Annotated in this window: 14 protein-coding genes; 6 read left to right on the top strand and 8 right to left on the bottom strand. The window is 64.5% G+C overall.

From position 1 onward, the window contains the following. Positions 1 to 105: 105 nt before the first annotated feature. Genes VFW84_RS14880 through VFW84_RS14915 form a run of 8 tightly spaced genes read right to left on the bottom strand, consistent with a single transcriptional unit; the run spans position 106 to position 7,958 of the window. Positions 106 to 1,044, bottom strand: a complete 939-nt coding sequence (locus VFW84_RS14880) for an energy transducer TonB (protein ID WP_329681246.1) — start codon at positions 1,042 to 1,044, stop codon at positions 106 to 108. Positions 1,045 to 1,063: 19 nt separating this feature from the next. Beyond that, positions 1,064 to 1,504 (bottom strand): biopolymer transporter ExbD, encoded by a 441-nt coding sequence (locus VFW84_RS14885; RefSeq protein ID WP_329681247.1) that lies wholly within the window; start codon positions 1,502 to 1,504, stop codon positions 1,064 to 1,066. Between the two features lie 27 nt (positions 1,505 to 1,531). Beyond that, positions 1,532 to 2,248: a protein TolQ gene (gene tolQ / locus VFW84_RS14890; protein ID WP_329681248.1), complete on the bottom strand. Its 717-nt coding sequence runs from the start codon at positions 2,246 to 2,248 to the stop codon at positions 1,532 to 1,534. A 48-nt stretch (positions 2,249 to 2,296) separates the two neighbouring features. Continuing rightward, positions 2,297 to 2,776 (bottom strand): YbgC/FadM family acyl-CoA thioesterase, encoded by a 480-nt coding sequence (locus VFW84_RS14895; RefSeq protein ID WP_329681249.1) that lies wholly within the window; start codon positions 2,774 to 2,776, stop codon positions 2,297 to 2,299. After that, positions 2,760 to 4,217, bottom strand: a complete 1,458-nt coding sequence (locus VFW84_RS14900; protein WP_329681250.1) for a mannose-1-phosphate guanylyltransferase/mannose-6-phosphate isomerase — start codon at positions 4,215 to 4,217, stop codon at positions 2,760 to 2,762. Before VFW84_RS14900 ends, VFW84_RS14895 begins: the two co-directional genes overlap by 17 nt. A gap of 27 nt (positions 4,218 to 4,244) precedes the next feature. Continuing rightward, a complete protein-coding gene (gene galE / locus VFW84_RS14905; protein ID WP_329681251.1) occupies positions 4,245 to 5,294 on the bottom strand; it encodes a UDP-glucose 4-epimerase GalE in 1,050 nt (349 codons plus the stop codon). A 15-nt stretch (positions 5,295 to 5,309) separates the two neighbouring features. Next, positions 5,310 to 6,545 (bottom strand): hypothetical protein, encoded by a 1,236-nt coding sequence (locus VFW84_RS14910; RefSeq protein ID WP_329681252.1) that lies wholly within the window; start codon positions 6,543 to 6,545, stop codon positions 5,310 to 5,312. Between the two features lie 18 nt (positions 6,546 to 6,563). After that, positions 6,564 to 7,958: an undecaprenyl-phosphate glucose phosphotransferase gene (locus VFW84_RS14915; RefSeq protein ID WP_329681253.1), complete on the bottom strand. Its 1,395-nt coding sequence runs from the start codon at positions 7,956 to 7,958 to the stop codon at positions 6,564 to 6,566. Between the two features lie 184 nt (positions 7,959 to 8,142). On the opposite strand from VFW84_RS14915, the gene VFW84_RS14920 reads away from it, so the two are divergent. The 6 genes from VFW84_RS14920 to aspS form a co-directional block, all read left to right on the top strand. Continuing rightward, the gene (locus tag VFW84_RS14920; RefSeq protein WP_329681254.1) at positions 8,143 to 8,706 is read left to right on the top strand and encodes a hypothetical protein; all 564 of its coding nucleotides are present in this window, start codon (positions 8,143 to 8,145) and stop codon (positions 8,704 to 8,706) included. A gap of 10 nt (positions 8,707 to 8,716) precedes the next feature. Next, the gene (gene ubiB, locus VFW84_RS14925; protein WP_329681255.1) at positions 8,717 to 10,291 is read left to right on the top strand and encodes a ubiquinone biosynthesis regulatory protein kinase UbiB; all 1,575 of its coding nucleotides are present in this window, start codon (positions 8,717 to 8,719) and stop codon (positions 10,289 to 10,291) included. Positions 10,292 to 10,417: 126 nt separating this feature from the next. Continuing rightward, a complete protein-coding gene (locus VFW84_RS14930) occupies positions 10,418 to 11,866 on the top strand; it encodes a sodium:solute symporter family protein (protein ID WP_329681256.1) in 1,449 nt (482 codons plus the stop codon). 142 nt (positions 11,867 to 12,008) lie between these two features. Next, entirely contained in the window at positions 12,009 to 12,335 is a 327-nt protein-coding gene (locus VFW84_RS14935; RefSeq protein ID WP_329681257.1) for an FmdB family zinc ribbon protein, read from the top strand. 40 nt (positions 12,336 to 12,375) lie between these two features. Next, positions 12,376 to 13,050 (top strand): DUF502 domain-containing protein, encoded by a 675-nt coding sequence (locus tag VFW84_RS14940; RefSeq protein ID WP_329681258.1) that lies wholly within the window; start codon positions 12,376 to 12,378, stop codon positions 13,048 to 13,050. 72 nt (positions 13,051 to 13,122) lie between these two features. After that, positions 13,123 to 14,385 (top strand): aspartate--tRNA ligase (aspS, locus tag VFW84_RS14945; protein WP_329681259.1); only part of this gene is annotated, 1,263 nt, incomplete at its 3' end.

Below are 14,385 nucleotides of genomic sequence, written 5' to 3' on the forward strand. Positions count from 1 at the left end.
AGCAGCCCCCCTTGGACACCTTGCTGGATCGTCAGGCGCCAGCGTTCGATGTCACCGCCTGGCTGACCCATGCCCTGACACAGGGCTGGATCTGGCGCGTGGACGTCAGAAGTCCTTGGGCCTGAGTTCCAGCAACAGAGGCGTGGGCACCCTGCCCTGCTCGTTGAGCGGCAGGACCTCGGTGCGGTCAATGGCACGCAGAACGGCATCGTCCCAGGCTGGCACCCCGCTGGGGATGATCAGTTTGCGCCCGATGATCCGCCCGTCGGGCGCGCAGCGCACCTCGACCGTGGCCACGGGGTTGCCCGGGATGTCGGCCGCGAACACGATGTTGGGCCGCACGCGCGCCTTGATGCGCCCGGCGTATTCGGCCGTCGGTCCGGCCGATTGCAGGCGGTCTTCGGCCAAGGTGGCCATCATGCGCTTGAGGTTCTCCTGCCGAGCCTTTTCCAGGGCCTGCTTGCTTGGCGCGGTCGACGGCTGGCCAGGAGGCACCTTGGAGGCGGGGGCCGGAGTCGGCGCTGGCTTGGGCGCCGGGGGGGGCGGAGGCGGTGGCACCGGTTTGGGTGCCGGTTTGGGCGGTGGTGCGGGCGGCGGGGGCTCGGGGGCAGGTTCCGGCTTGGGCTTGGGCCGCACCTGCTCAAGCCGCTGCTTGATCTGCGGCGTATCAGGCTCGAACACCTCTCGCGGCGGCCGTGACCTGGGAGGCTTGGGCGCCTGAGCGCGAACGGTCGTCTCGGCCGGGGGCGGCGGTGGCGCGGGCGGTTCGGGCATGGGCGCGGGCGCAGGAGGGGGGGGCTCGGCCGGGCGCTCGGCCACCTGTGCTGGCGCTGGCGCCTGCGACACCGTGGTGGCCACCCGGGGAATCTCGGCCCACATCTCTGCCTCGACGGCGTCGGGCGTTCGCGTGCGCCACTGGACGCTGAACATCAAGGCCAGCAGCAACAGTCCATGGGCTGCCAGGGCCATGAGCATGCCCGAGCGCCAACCCTCCACCGCGCGGGGGCGCAGCAGATCCGGGATGTCGTTCGCCAGGGTGGCCATGTGTTTCGTCCGCCGACGCTCAGCGACCGGTGGTCCTGACGGCCAGCCCCACGCGGACCACGCCCCCCTTTTGCAGGGTGTCCATCACCCGCACGACGGCGTCATACCGGATGTCCTTGCGGGCACTGATGATGACCGGTGCGCCTTGAGGGCCTCCCGGCGAGCGCTCCTGCTCGTCCTTGATGCGTGCAGCCAGGGCGGACAGCTCGATGGTGCCGGCGGACTGGCTGTCGATGCGCAGACTCATCTGGTCCTCGCTATCGAGCACCACCTCGATCACCTTGTCGGGCGCCTTCTGGGCCCGCCCCATGGACGGCAGGTCGACCACGCCGGTCGGCAGCAAGGGCGCGCTCACCATGAAGATGATGAGCAGCACCAGCATGACGTCGATGAACGGCACCATGTTGATCTCGCTGTGGGTGCGCCGACGGCGTCCTCCTCGGGCATTGAGCTGGGCCATGTGGGTCACCTTCCCGGCTTCTGCCTGTCAGCGAGGCATGCCAGCGCGGGAGGCGTCCGCGCTGGGCGCGGCCAGCAGCACGTTGCGCGCCAGGATGTTGGAGAACTCGTCCATGAAGGATTCGAGCTGGGTGGCAATGCGGTCCACATCCCGCGCGAAGCGGTTGTAGGCCAGCACCGCAGGAATGGCCGCAAACAGGCCGATCGCCGTGGCCACCAGGGCTTCAGCGATGCCCGGTGCCACCGTGGCCAGCGTCACCTGCTGCAGGTTGGACAGGCCCGTGAAGGCATGCATGATCCCCCAAACCGTGCCAAACAGGCCCACATAGGGGGACACCGACCCCACCGAGCCCAGGAAGTCGAGCCGAGACTCCAGCATGTCGAGTTCGCGCTGATAGCTGGCCCGCATGGCACGGCGCGCACCTTCCAGCAAGGCTGTGGTGTCAGACACCTTCTTGTCGCGCAGCTTCATGAACTCGCGCATGCCTGCGGCAAACAGCCGCTCCTGGGGCGAGGGTGGACCGTCACCACGCGTGGCGTCCTGATAGAGCTCCTGCAGGGTGCGCCCCGCCCAGAACTCACGGTCGAACTCGTCGTTGTCGGCACGCACGCGCCGCAAGCCGACCGCCTTGGCGAAGATGATGGTCCAGCTGGCCAGGGACACGGCCAGCAACAGGACCATCACGATCTGGACCACCACACTGGCATGCAGCACCAGCTCGATGATGGACAGGTCTTGATTCATGAGCAAAAGCCTCCGGGACAAAACGGCAGCGCCAGGGGAGTCAGGCGCTCAAGCTCGATTGTGTGTTGATTGTGCGCCATCCAGCACGGCGGGCAGGCCAGCCACAAAATCAGCCGGCAAGCGCGCCGGCCTCAAGCCCTCGTCACCCCGGGACTGGACCCAGCCAATGCGGATGCTGCCTTCGGCCAGCAAGGTCGCGCCCCGCCAGGCCTGCTGGACCACCCCGAAGCTGGCCCGGCCGATCTCGGACAGACGCACCGTGACAATGATCTCGTCGTCCAGCCGCGCCGGGCGCAGATAACGTACGCTGGTCTCGGTGACCACGAACATGCCGTGACCCGCCAGGCGCATGGCCTCCTGTCCCTGGTGGAAGAAGGTGCGCAGCCACTCCGTGCGCGCCCGCTCGAAGAACTTCAGGTAGTTGGCATAGAAGACGATGCCACCGGCATCGGTGTCTTCCCAGTACACGCGCACCGGCCAGCGGAAGTGCTCGGCGCGCGGATCCGGCCCTTCAGCTGGAGCGCCCATAGTTGTCCTGGAATCGCACGATGTCGTCTTCCCCCAGGTAGCTGCCCGACTGCACCTCGATGATCTCCAGCGGGATGGTGCCGGGGTTGACCAGGCGGTGCACCGTGCCCAGGGGGATGTAGGTGGACTGGTTCTCGCTGAGCATGATGACCTTGTCGCCCACCGTCACTTCGGCAGTGCCGCTGACCACGATCCAGTGCTCGGCGCGGTGGTGGTGCATCTGCAGGCTCAAGCTGGCCTTGGGCTTGACCATGATGCGCTTGACCTGGAAACGCGGCCCATGGTCGATGGAGTCATACCAGCCCCAGGGGCGGTGCACGCGGCGGTGTAGGCTGCCCTCGGAGCGCTCCTGCTTGCTCAGGGCCGCCACGACGTTCTTGACGTCCTGGCTGCGGCTGCGGTCGGCCACCAGCACGGCATCGGGGGTCTCGACCACCACGACGTTGTCCAGGCCCACCGCGGCCACCAGGCGCGAGGTGCTGTGCACCAGCGTGTTGCGGCTGTTCTGGATCAGGGCGTCGCCCTCGCTGGCATTGCCCGAGGCATCTTGCGCGCTGACCTGCCAGACGGCATCCCAGGCGCCCAGATCGGACCAGCCCGCATCCAGGGGCACCATCTTGACGGTGAAGCCCGCCTCGGGGTGGCTGGGGCATTGCTCCATGACGGCGTAGTCCACCGACTCGGAGGGAACGCGTTCGAACTCGGCCTTGCCGGGGCGCACAAAGGACGCATCGGTGGTGCGCACATCGAAAGAGGCCTGCGTGGCCTGGGCGATGTCGGGGCGGAAGTGCGCCAGCGCCGCCAGCCAGCGCGAGGCCCGCATGACGAACATGCCGCTGTTCCAGTAGTAGCTGCCTTCGGCCAGGTAGGCCTTGGCGGTGTCCAGGTCGGGCTTTTCCACGAAGGCCTGCACACCGCGTGTGCCGTCGGCCGCCGGAGCTGCGGTGCGGATGTAGCCAAAGCCGGTTTCAGGGCGATCGGGGGTGATGCCCAAGATGACGATGTCGCCCCCGGCTGCGGCCTCGATGGCGGTGCGCAGGGCAGCCGTGTAGGCCTCGGGGCGGGTCACGGTCTGGTCGGCCGGGGTGACGACCAGGATGGGATCCTGTCCGTCGGCCGTGGCCTGCAGGGCCGCCAGCGCCACGGCCGGCGCGGTGTTGCGCCCCACGGGTTCAAGCAGCAGGGACGAAGGCTCGGCCTTGAGTTCGCGCAACTGGTCGAGCACCAGGAAGCGGTGCTCCTCATTGCCCACCACGCAGGGCTTGCCCACCGCAATGTGCTCGCTGGCCAGGGCCGTCAGGCGCAGATGCGCCTGCTGGAACAGGGTCTGTGGGCCGCTGAGGGCCAGGAACTGCTTGGGGTAGAGCGCCCGCGACAGGGGCCACAGACGGGTGCCGGAGCCACCGGCCATGATCACGGGCAGAACAGTCAACACACTCATGGGTTCGTCACCTTCATATCTTGTCCATCAGCCCTCGAACCCAGCCGGGTTGAGCGACTGCCAGCGCCAGGAATCGGCGCACATGTCATCCAGTCCACGTTGCGCCTGCCAGCCCAGCGTCGCCAGGGCATGGGCGGGGTCTGCGTAACAGGCCGCCACATCACCGGGGCGCCGCGGCGCAAAGACCACGGGCACGGGACGGCCGCTGGCACGCTCATAGGCCCGCACCACGTCGATCACACTGTAACCCTGGCCCGTGCCCAGATTGACCGTGATCGAGCGCTGCTGCTCGGAGAGATAACGCAGGGCAGCGACATGGCCTTCCGCCAGGTCACAGACATGGATGTAGTCGCGCACGCCCGAGCCATCCGGGGTGTCGTAGTCATTGCCAAAAACATTGAGATGCTCGCGCTTGCCCACGGCCACCTGCGCCACGTAAGGCATGAGGTTGTTGGGCACGCCACGCGGATCCTCGCCAATCAGGCCGCTCGGGTGCGCCCCCACCGGGTTGAAGTAGCGCAGATAGGCCACATGCCAGGCGGGCTTGCAGCGTGCCAGCTCTCGCAGCAACTCCTCGCCCATCAGCTTGGTCTGACCATAGGGGTTGGTGGCCTTCAGGGGCGCGTCTTCCGTGATGGGCAGACGATCGGGTTGACCGTAGACCGTGGCCGACGAGCTGAACACGATGTCGAACACCCCGTGACGCTCCATCGCCTGGCACACCGACACCAGACCGCCCAGGTTGTTGTCGAAGTACGCCAGCGGATGCTCGACCGACTCGCCCACCGCCTTGAGTGCGGCGAAATGCACCACGGCCGACACCCCACCGTACTCGCGAGCCGCGAGATCGAAACAGGCATCCAGCGCGGCGCGATCGCGCACATCCCCTTGAATGAACACCGGCTTGCACCCACCCAGTTGCTCGATGCGATCCAGCACCCTGGCCGAGCTGTTGGACAGGTTGTCGATGCCCAGAACCTGATAACCGCTGGCCTGCAGGGCCAGCCAGGTGTGCGAACCGATGTAGCCGGTGGCACCGGTCAGGAGAATGGCACCGCCAGAGGAGCTTCGCGTCATGTCGTCAGTTCGGCCTCAGTCAATCGAAAAAGATGCAGAACAAGATGCTGTCTCGCCACTGTATGCATTGGCAAATACAGTTTCAGTTCGATCGTACGCCATCAGCGAACAGGTGAACCCGAGGTTGCGTGTGGGCGAATAATTCAGCTTCAACGACAAGGATTGATAATTGCCCTTGAGGGACTGTGTCGGTGCAGCACCATCAAGATCTCGCTGCTCTTCCTCGAACCATCGAACATTGAATCCTCCGACCACTGAAATCTTGGCGGTCGGGCGCCAGGTGGCATTGAGTACCAGCCCTGTGGTCAGGCGATTCTGTGCGTACGAACTGAACAGTCCAGAGCTACCGCCGGCATTGTTGGTGTCTCGGTCCAAGGCCACGGCGTAACTGGTCTTGCCCGCTGGCGAGAAATTCCAGTTCAGTCGTCCTGTCAAACCATTGAAATCGCGTCGATCGTCATCCACGAATCTCGCATCCAATGTCTCATGCTTTTCCTGAGTCCAACTGACCTGCGCGGTCAGGTTGCTAAACCCAGTCACCGTCCAGCCTGAACGGAGGTCCAAATCCAGACGCTTGACCCGATCCCCCTCCGTCAACCCCGAAAAAAGCGGATATTTGGGGTAGTCGGACACGGTACGTTTGAGCCCGCCATCGAAATAAAGCAAGTCGCTGGGGTTGTATCGCAGCCCCACGCGCACACCGCGAGACGACTTGTTCTGATAATCATAAGGTTCTGTGTAGGCCACATCATTTTGATCGAAGCTGCCCGTCAAGGACCAACGCCCATACAGGCCATACCGCCCACTGACCGTCGTCGAATTCGAGTCAATCACGATTTTGTCGCGAACTCGCCCTTGATCACCAAAGTCCTGCAGCGACTGGCTTCGATCATGCTGAATCTGGAGCGACCCATCCTTGCCTATCTCGGTCGAGAAGCCCAGGCTGATGTCATAACCATCGTTGTCATACTCCTTGGAGTTCTTGTACCGCTGCACCTGTGCCGCCGCAGTGGCCGTGTAAGTCTGACGCCCATAGGATTTGTCAAACCCGATCTGAACCCCGGTGGATGACACGACATCCCGACGCTTCCTCTGGTTATCACGCAGGATGTTGCTGTCGTAGGTCAGGGTTTCACTCACCGACAGGCTGAGCGGGGTTTCGGCACGAGCGGGCATCACGCTGCTCAGCATCAACAACGTCACGGCAACCCGGAAATCGGAACCCTGCTTGAGCTTGATCTTGTATGTCATGTCTCGTCTCCGCGGTCTTCAATAAGCGTTGCGATCGAACACCATCAGACGGACGGTGCGAATGATGATCTGCAGATCCAGCACCAGCGACCAGTTGCGCAGGTACTCCAGGTCGTACTCGACCCGTGCCTGCATCTTGTCGATGGTGTCGGTCTCCCCCCGATACCCGTTCACCTGCGCCCAGCCGGTGATGCCCGGCTTGACCTTGTGGCGCACCATGTAGGCCTTGATCAGGCGGCGGTATTCCTCGTTGTGGGCCACGGCATGGGGGCGGGGCCCCACGATGCTCATGCGGCCCTGCAGCACGTTGATGAACTGCGGCAACTCGTCCAGCGAGGTGCGGCGGATGAAGGCGCCAAAGGGCGTGATGCGTGAATCACCCTTGGTGGCCTGCTTGACGACGGCACCGTCGTCCATGACACGCATGGAGCGGAACTTGTAGACGATGATTTCCTCGCCGTCCAGCCCATTGCGCTTTTGCTTGAAGATGATCGGCCCCGGCGAGCTCAGCTTGACACCGATGGCCACCGCCAGCAAGACAGGCGAGATCAGCACCAGAATCAGTGCCCCCAGCACAATGTCAGACACGCGCTTGATCAGCTCATTGGTGCCCGTGAAAGGGGTCTCGCAGATGCCCACCACGGGCACGCCATTCATGTCCTGCAGACGCCCCTGGATGATGCTGATGCCAAAGACGTCAGGCACAAAGTAGAGAGAGGCCGTGGTGCCCTGCACGGCTTCGAGCAGTTGCACGATGCGCGGCTGCGACCCCAGCGGCAGGGTGATGTAGACCTCATGGATGCCGTGGGCGTACACATAGTTGGCCACGTCACGCAGCCCCCCCAGACGCATGCTCACCGCCTCGGCCAGCACACGGCTGTCGGTGCGGTCGTCAAAGTAGCCCACGAACTCGGTGCTGTGGTCAGGGTTGCTCTGCAAGGCACGGGCCACCTTGCCGCCCAGGGGCCCGGCCCCCACCACGATCACTCGGCGCCGCGCATTGGGCAAGGACGCGCGGTACTGAATCCACGAGCGGCCGATCAGGGTGGCCACCCACTGCAGGAAGGGCGTCAGCACGCTCCACAAGAGCATCACCCGTGAATCAAAGAAATGCAGGCTGCTGGTCGCATAACCGCACAGCCACAAGATGGCCAGCATGGACACCCAGGAGGTGGTGATGTCCACCGCCGCCTCCAGGCGCTTGTCGCCGAACCGGTTGCGCCCAGGAAAGGTCAGGGCGAACACCAGCAGACACAAGGTCATGGCCGCACGCGACACCGGCTCTTCGAACCACTCCATGACCGACAGGAAGGTCAGCACCGTGATCGCAGGCTCAAGGAAAGCCGCGATGAAGGATGTCACCGACTGCGGAGCGTTGAAGAAAGTCCGGTTGTAATTGCGATTGTTGAACATGAAATGCGGGCATTGCTCCCAGAGCAGACTGTCCTGGGAATCATCAACCGGCGATTGTGGCGCAAAACATGTGCCACCGGCCCCGAGATTCACCCTGCATACAACTCCATACAACATTCATGCTGCAACGCAGCAATTGACATGATCGATGGATAGCCTGGCCACCGGCCCCTACAATCCCCACATGCTCTCCCCACTCATCACCGGTGCCGGTGACGCCCTCACCGCACGCCTCATCCTGCTCGCCAATCACGTGATTGCCAGCGAGCCGACGGCCATGCAAAAGCTTCAGCCCCATGTCGGGCGAGGCATTGAGCTGCGCCTGCACAGTCAGGCTCGCCTGCCCTTGATCGGTGCCGTGTCGACCTGGCTGCCCGAGCGGGTGTGCCTGCGCATCACCCCTGCCGGCCTGCTGGAGCAGATCAGCAACGCGCAATGGCTGGCGACCAGCCCGGATGCACCGGCCGGCCTGAGTGTCTCGATTGAGTTGCCCGATCCGCTGTCGGCCCTGCGCATGGCCTTTCAACGCCAACGCCCGGACGTCAAGATCGAGGGAGACGCCGGCTTGGCCGAAGCCGTGTCCTGGCTCATGAAGAACCTGCGCTGGGATCTGGAGGACGATCTGGCCCGCTGGCTGGGGACCCCACCGACCCAGTTGCTCAAGAATCTGGCACAACAGGTCAGCCAGGCCCTGAGCCGCTGGCGCCCTGGCTCGCGCAGCAGCGCGGGTCCGGCCGGCAGCCGCTGACATCAACGCCATGCGCCAAAGGATTCGCACGTCGCTGCGACCGGCCTTCATCGGGCTGATCATGCTGCGCTACGGTCTGGACACGCTGCTGCTGGGCAGCATGCCGCACCCTGCCTTGCGTCTGCTCGCCCGCGTGTTGTCCATCGGACGCCGGCAGGACGATCCGCCGGGCGTGCGCCTGCGGGTGGCCATGGAGCGACTGGGCCCGATCTTTGTGAAATTCGGACAGATGCTGTCCACCCGCCGCGACCTGCTGCCTCCGGACGTTGCGGACGAACTGGCCAAGCTGCAGGATCAGGTCCCCCCCTTCCCCGCCGAGGAGTCTGTCAAGCTGGTGGAAAAGGCCCTGGGCAAGCCCGTATCGGTGCTGTTCAAGAGCTTTGATGTGCAGCCGGTGGCCAGCGCCTCGATTGCGCAGGTGCACTTTGCCGTGCTGCACGACGGGCGCGAAGTGGCCGTGAAGGTGCTGCGCCCGGGCATGCTGAATGTGATCGACGACGATCTGGCCCTGCTGCGCACCCTGGCGCGCTGGGTGGAGCGCCTGTCGGCCGACGGGCGCCGCCTCAAGCCCCGTGAAGTCGTGGCCGAGTTCGACAAATACCTGCACGATGAGCTGGACCTGGTGCGCGAGGCCGCCAATGCCGCCCAGTTGCGCCGCAACATGCAGGAGCTGGGCCTGTGCCTGGTACCCGAGATGATCTGGGACATGTGCACCACCACCGTGATGGTGATGCAGCGCATGAAGGGCGTGCCCATCAGCCAGATGGAGCGCCTGCGCGAGGCCGGTGTCGACATCAAGAAGCTGGCGCGCGATGGCGTCACCATCTTCTTCACCCAGGTGTTCCGCGATGGTTTTTTCCATGCCGACATGCACCCGGGCAACATCCAGGTCAGCCTGGCGCCCAACACCTTTGGCCGCTACATCGCCCTGGACTTCGGCATCATCGGCACGCTCACCGAGGTCGACAAGGACTACCTGGCCCAGAACTTCATGGCCTTCTTCCACCGCGACTACAAGCGCGTGGCCGAACTGCACATCGAAAGCGGCTGGGTACCCGCTCACACCCGTGTGGACGAGCTCGAAGGCGCCATCCGCACCGTGTGCGAACCGTATTTCGACCGGCCGCTGCGTGAGATCTCCCTGGGACAGGTCTTGCTGCGCCTGTTCCAGATCTCGCGCCGCTTCAATGTCGAGATCCAGCCCCAACTGGTGCTGCTGCAAAAAACCCTGCTGAACGTGGAAGGACTGGGGCGCCAACTGGACCCCGATCTGGACCTGTGGACCTCGGCCAAGCCCTTCCTGGAGCGCTGGATGCACGAGCAGATCGGCCTGCGCGGCCTGCTGCTGCGCCTCAAGCGGGAAGCACCGCGCTACGCCAAGCTGCTGCCCGAGCTCCCCCGCCTGGTGCACCAGAACCTGGAACACAATCACAGCGATCTGCGTCGCGACCTGGCCGCCATGCTGCGCGAACAGCGCCGCACCAATCACCTGCTCTCGGGCATGGCCTGGATCGCCCTGGGCTTCATGCTGGGGCTGCTGGTGGCCCAGGTCCTGCTTCGATTGCATCTTCAAGGCCTGATCTGAGCCCAGGCGTCGCACGGCCCCCTCAATCGGGCAGTCGGCGCAGGGGCCAACACGCCTTACACTGCGCGCCCAGGGCCCGACGCGGCCTGGCCTGAAGCTGTTCGACCCCTTCGTCCTTTTCATGACATGAACACCACCCTGCTCGCGTTCGTGATTGCGTACCTCCTGGCCACCATGGCGCTGGGCATCTACGCCGGCACCCGGATCAAGAGCACGGCGGACTTCGCCATTGCCGGCCGAAGCCTGCCCCTGGCCATGGTGATCACCACCACCTTTGCCACCTGGTTCGGCGCCGAAACCGTCATGGGCATCCCCGCCAAGTTCGTCTCCGGCGGGCTCAACGCGGTGATCGAGGACCCGTTCGGCGCCTCCATGTGCCTGGTGCTGGTGGGCGCCTTCTTTGCCAGCCGCCTCTACAAGATGAGCCTGCTGACGATTGGCGACTACTACCGTCAACGCTACGGCAAAGGCGTCGAGATCTTCTGCTCCATCGCCATCATCCTGAGTTACCTGGGCTGGGTGGCCGCACAGATCACGGCCCTGGGCCTGGTGTTTTCCGTGCTGTCCGGCGGCGAGATCAGTGCCAATGTGGGCATGATCATCGGCACGGTGCTGGTGCTGGTCTATGTGCTGATCGGCGGCATGCTGGCCGTGGCCTGGACCGATTTCGTGCAGATGATCGTGCTGGTGGTGGGCCTGTCGCTGATCGCCGTGCTCGCGAGCGAGCAGGCCGGTGGCGCCGGTCAGGTCATTGCCCTGGCCGAGGCACAGAACTGGTTCAAGATCCTGCCCGAATCCACCGTGGACGGCTGGATCTGGTTCGTGGCGGCCGCCATCACCATGATGTTCGGCTCCATCCCGCAGCAGGACGTGTTCCAGCGTGTGATGTCCGCCAAGGACGGCGCCACCGCCACGCGAGGCGCCATCATCGGCGGTTTCAGCTATCTGGCCTTTGCCTTCGTGCCCATGTTCATCGTGGCCTCGGCCCTGATCATCATGCCCACCGAAACCAAGGACCTGCTGGCCAACGACCCGCAGAAGGTACTGCCCACGCTGATCCTGACCAAGATGCCGCTGGTGGCACAGATCTTCTTCTTCGGGGCGCTGGTGTCGGCCATCAAGTCCACGTCATCGGCCACGCTGCTGGCGCCCTCGACCAGCTTCGTCGAAAACATCCTCAAGAACCTGCACCCCGGCATGAGCGACCGCCAGGTGCTGCTGGCCATGCGGATCACCATTTTCGTCTTCACCGCCCTGGTGCTGACCTATGCCATGGCCATGCAGGGCACGTCCATCTACGACCTGGTGTCAGCGGCCTACCAGGTGCCCCTGGTGGGCGCCTTCGTGCCCCTGACCTTCGGGCTGTACTGGTCGCGGGCCACCACCCAGGGGGCCGTGCTGTCCATCGTGCTGGGCATTGGCACCCTGGTGCTGTTCACCTTCCACGGCCCGCTGGGCGAGGCATTCCCGGGCCAGTTGGCGGGTCTGATCACGGCCCTGTTCGGCATGGTGGCGGGCTCGCTGGGCCCGCAGTTCATCGCCGACCACCGCACGCGCATCGCCCACATGACCTGATGCTGCCGCGGTCGGAGGCTTGAAATCCCGCACCCCACCCCGATCTCGGGGTCGGGTGTTTTCGGGTTTGCCCCCATCCCCGGGACGCCCCGTCGTAAAATGGGGGTTTGTTTGTTGTTGCCAGATCACCCGAGAGGCTGCCATGCCGATTTACGCCTACCGCTGCGAATCCTGCGGTCACGCCAAGGATGTGCTCCAGAAAATGTCTGACCCGGTCCTGACGACCTGCCCGGCCTGTGGTGCCGAGGCTTTCACCAAACAGGTGACAGCCGCAGGTTTTCAGCTCAAGGGTTCGGGCTGGTATGCCACCGATTTCCGTGGCGGCACCAGTGGTGCCGGTGGAACCAGCGCCCCTGCCGCAGCCACGGCGGCAGCCGCGAGCGCCGCCAGTGACTCAGCGTCGTCCAGCAGCGACAGCTCAGGTGGGACTGCCGCCGGCGGCTGCGGCTCGTCGTGCGCCTGCCATTGAGTCACCTTTCCCCGACTGCTCCTCAACTCAGGCCCTCACCTTGAAAAAATACCTTCTCACCGGCCTGCTCGTGTGGCTGCCGCTGGCCGTCACCATCTGGGTGCTCGGCAGCGTCGTCGGCGTCCTGGATGGCATCTTTGCCTGGCTGGTTGTGGCAGCCCAGACGGTGCTGCCCGAAAGCCTGCGCCCGATGCTGCAGAGCCTGCGGGAGATCCCCGGCCTGAGCGTCATCGTCATGGTTGCCGCCCTGTTGATCACGGGTGTGGCCGTGACCAACATGGCCGGCCAGTGGCTGCTCAACCAGTCCAACCGGCTGTTTTCGAACATCCCCATCGTCAAGAGCATCTACACCTCGGTCAAGCAGGTCTCTGACACGCTGTTTTCCAGCAGCGGCCAGGCCTTCCGGGAGGCCGTGCTGGTGCAGTACCCCCGTGCGGGCTCCTGGACCATCGCCTTCGTGACGGGCAAGCCCAGTGGCGAAGTGGCCAGGGCGCTCGACCAGGACATGGTCACCGTCTATGTACCGACCACCCCCAACCCCACCTCGGGTTTCATGCTCATGGTGCCCAAGGCCGATGTGATCGCCCTGCAGATGTCGGTGGACGAGGCCCTGAAATACGTGATTTCCATGGGGGTGGTGGCCCCACCGGCCTCCTCTGGCAGCAGCAGCCTGCCCCCCGGCGGCGTGTCCCGCGCTGCAACACCCCAATCCTGAACGACAATCGAGGGTTTGGAGCCTGCGCCACCGGCCGGGCCCACCGACCTTCATCTCCCGGAGAGAACAACAATGCGCACCACTTACTGTGGTCTGGTCAGCGAAGCGCTGATGGGCCAGACCGTGACGCTGATGGGCTGGGCCCACCGTCGCCGCGACCACGGCGGCGTGATCTTCATCGACATGCGTGACCGCGAAGGTCTGGTGCAGGTGGTGTTCGATCCTGACCGTGCCGATTCCTTCAAGATCGCCGAAGACGTGCGCAACGAGTTCTGCCTGAAGGTGACCGGCGTTGTGCGCGCCCGCCCCGCCGGCACCGAGAACGCCGGTCTGACCAGCGGCAAGATCGAGATCCTGGCCCACACGCTGGAAGTGCTGAACGCCTCCGTGACGCCGCCCTTCCAGATCGACGACGAGAACCTGTCGGAGACGACCCGCCTGACGCACCGCGTGCTGGACCTGCGTCGCCCCTACATGCAAAAGAACCTGATGCTGCGCTACCGCGTGGCCATGGAGGCGCGCAAGTTCCTGGACGAGCACGGCTTTGTCGACATCGAAACCCCGATGCTGACCAAGTCCACGCCCGAAGGCGCCCGCGACTACTTGGTGCCCTCGCGCGTGCATGACGGCCAGTTCTTCGCCCTGCCTCAGTCGCCCCAGCTGTTCAAGCAGCTGCTGATGGTGGCCGGTTTCGACCGCTACTACCAGATCACCAAGTGTTTCCGCGACGAAGACCTGCGCGCCGATCGCCAGCCCGAATTCACCCAGATCGATATTGAAACGAGCTTCCTGACCGAGCAGGAAATCCGTGACATGTTCGAAGGCATGATCCGCCACGTCTTCATGAAGGCCCTGAACGTGGACCTGGGTGCCTACCCCGTCATGAAGTACGCGGACGCCATGCACCTGTACGGTTCGGACAAGCCGGATCTTCGCGTCAAGCTGCAGTTCACCGAACTGACCGACGTGATGGGCGATGTGGACTTCAAGGTCTTCTCGACCCCTGCCACCACCAAGGGTGGCCGCGTGGTGGCCCTGTGCGTGCCGGGCGGCGGCGCCATGAGCCGCGGCGAGATCGATGCTTACACCGAGTTCGTCAAAATCTACGGCGCCAAGGGCCTGGCCTGGATCAAGGTCAACACCGTTGCCAAGGGCCAGTCACCTGAAGAACTGCGTTCGGGCCTGCAATCGCCGATCGTCAAGAACCTGCACGATGCCGCCATTGCCAAGATCCTGGAGCGCACGGGCGCCAAGGATGGCGACCTGATCTTCTTCGGCGCCGACAAGGAAAAGATCGTCAACGACGCGATCGGTGCGCTGCGCCTGAAGGTGGGC

Origin of the sequence: Aquabacterium sp. (assembly GCF_036279655.1) — a bacterium.
Classification (GTDB): Bacteria; Pseudomonadota; Gammaproteobacteria; order Burkholderiales; family Burkholderiaceae_C; genus Aquabacterium.

Bases quoted from the DNA above. Each gene is read 5' to 3' on its own strand.
- VFW84_RS14880 (WP_329681246.1), bottom strand. From the start codon at position 1,044: ATGGCCACCCTGGCGAACGACATCCCGGATCTGCTGCGCCCCCGCGCG.
- VFW84_RS14885 (WP_329681247.1), bottom strand. From the start codon at position 1,504: ATGGCCCAGCTCAATGCCCGAGGAGGACGCCGTCGGCGCACCCACAGC.
- tolQ (WP_329681248.1), bottom strand. From the start codon at position 2,248: ATGAATCAAGACCTGTCCATCATCGAGCTGGTGCTGCATGCCAGTGTG.
- VFW84_RS14895 (WP_329681249.1), bottom strand. From the start codon at position 2,776: ATGGGCGCTCCAGCTGAAGGGCCGGATCCGCGCGCCGAGCACTTCCGC.
- VFW84_RS14900 (WP_329681250.1), bottom strand. From the start codon at position 4,217: ATGAGTGTGTTGACTGTTCTGCCCGTGATCATGGCCGGTGGCTCCGGC.
- galE (WP_329681251.1), bottom strand. From the start codon at position 5,294: ATGACGCGAAGCTCCTCTGGCGGTGCCATTCTCCTGACCGGTGCCACC.
- VFW84_RS14910 (WP_329681252.1), bottom strand. From the start codon at position 6,545: ATGACATACAAGATCAAGCTCAAGCAGGGTTCCGATTTCCGGGTTGCC.
- VFW84_RS14915 (WP_329681253.1), bottom strand. From the start codon at position 7,958: ATGTTCAACAATCGCAATTACAACCGGACTTTCTTCAACGCTCCGCAG.
- VFW84_RS14920 (WP_329681254.1), top strand. From the start codon at position 8,143: ATGCTCTCCCCACTCATCACCGGTGCCGGTGACGCCCTCACCGCACGC.
- ubiB (WP_329681255.1), top strand. From the start codon at position 8,717: ATGCGCCAAAGGATTCGCACGTCGCTGCGACCGGCCTTCATCGGGCTG.
- VFW84_RS14930 (WP_329681256.1), top strand. From the start codon at position 10,418: ATGAACACCACCCTGCTCGCGTTCGTGATTGCGTACCTCCTGGCCACC.
- VFW84_RS14935 (WP_329681257.1), top strand. From the start codon at position 12,009: ATGCCGATTTACGCCTACCGCTGCGAATCCTGCGGTCACGCCAAGGAT.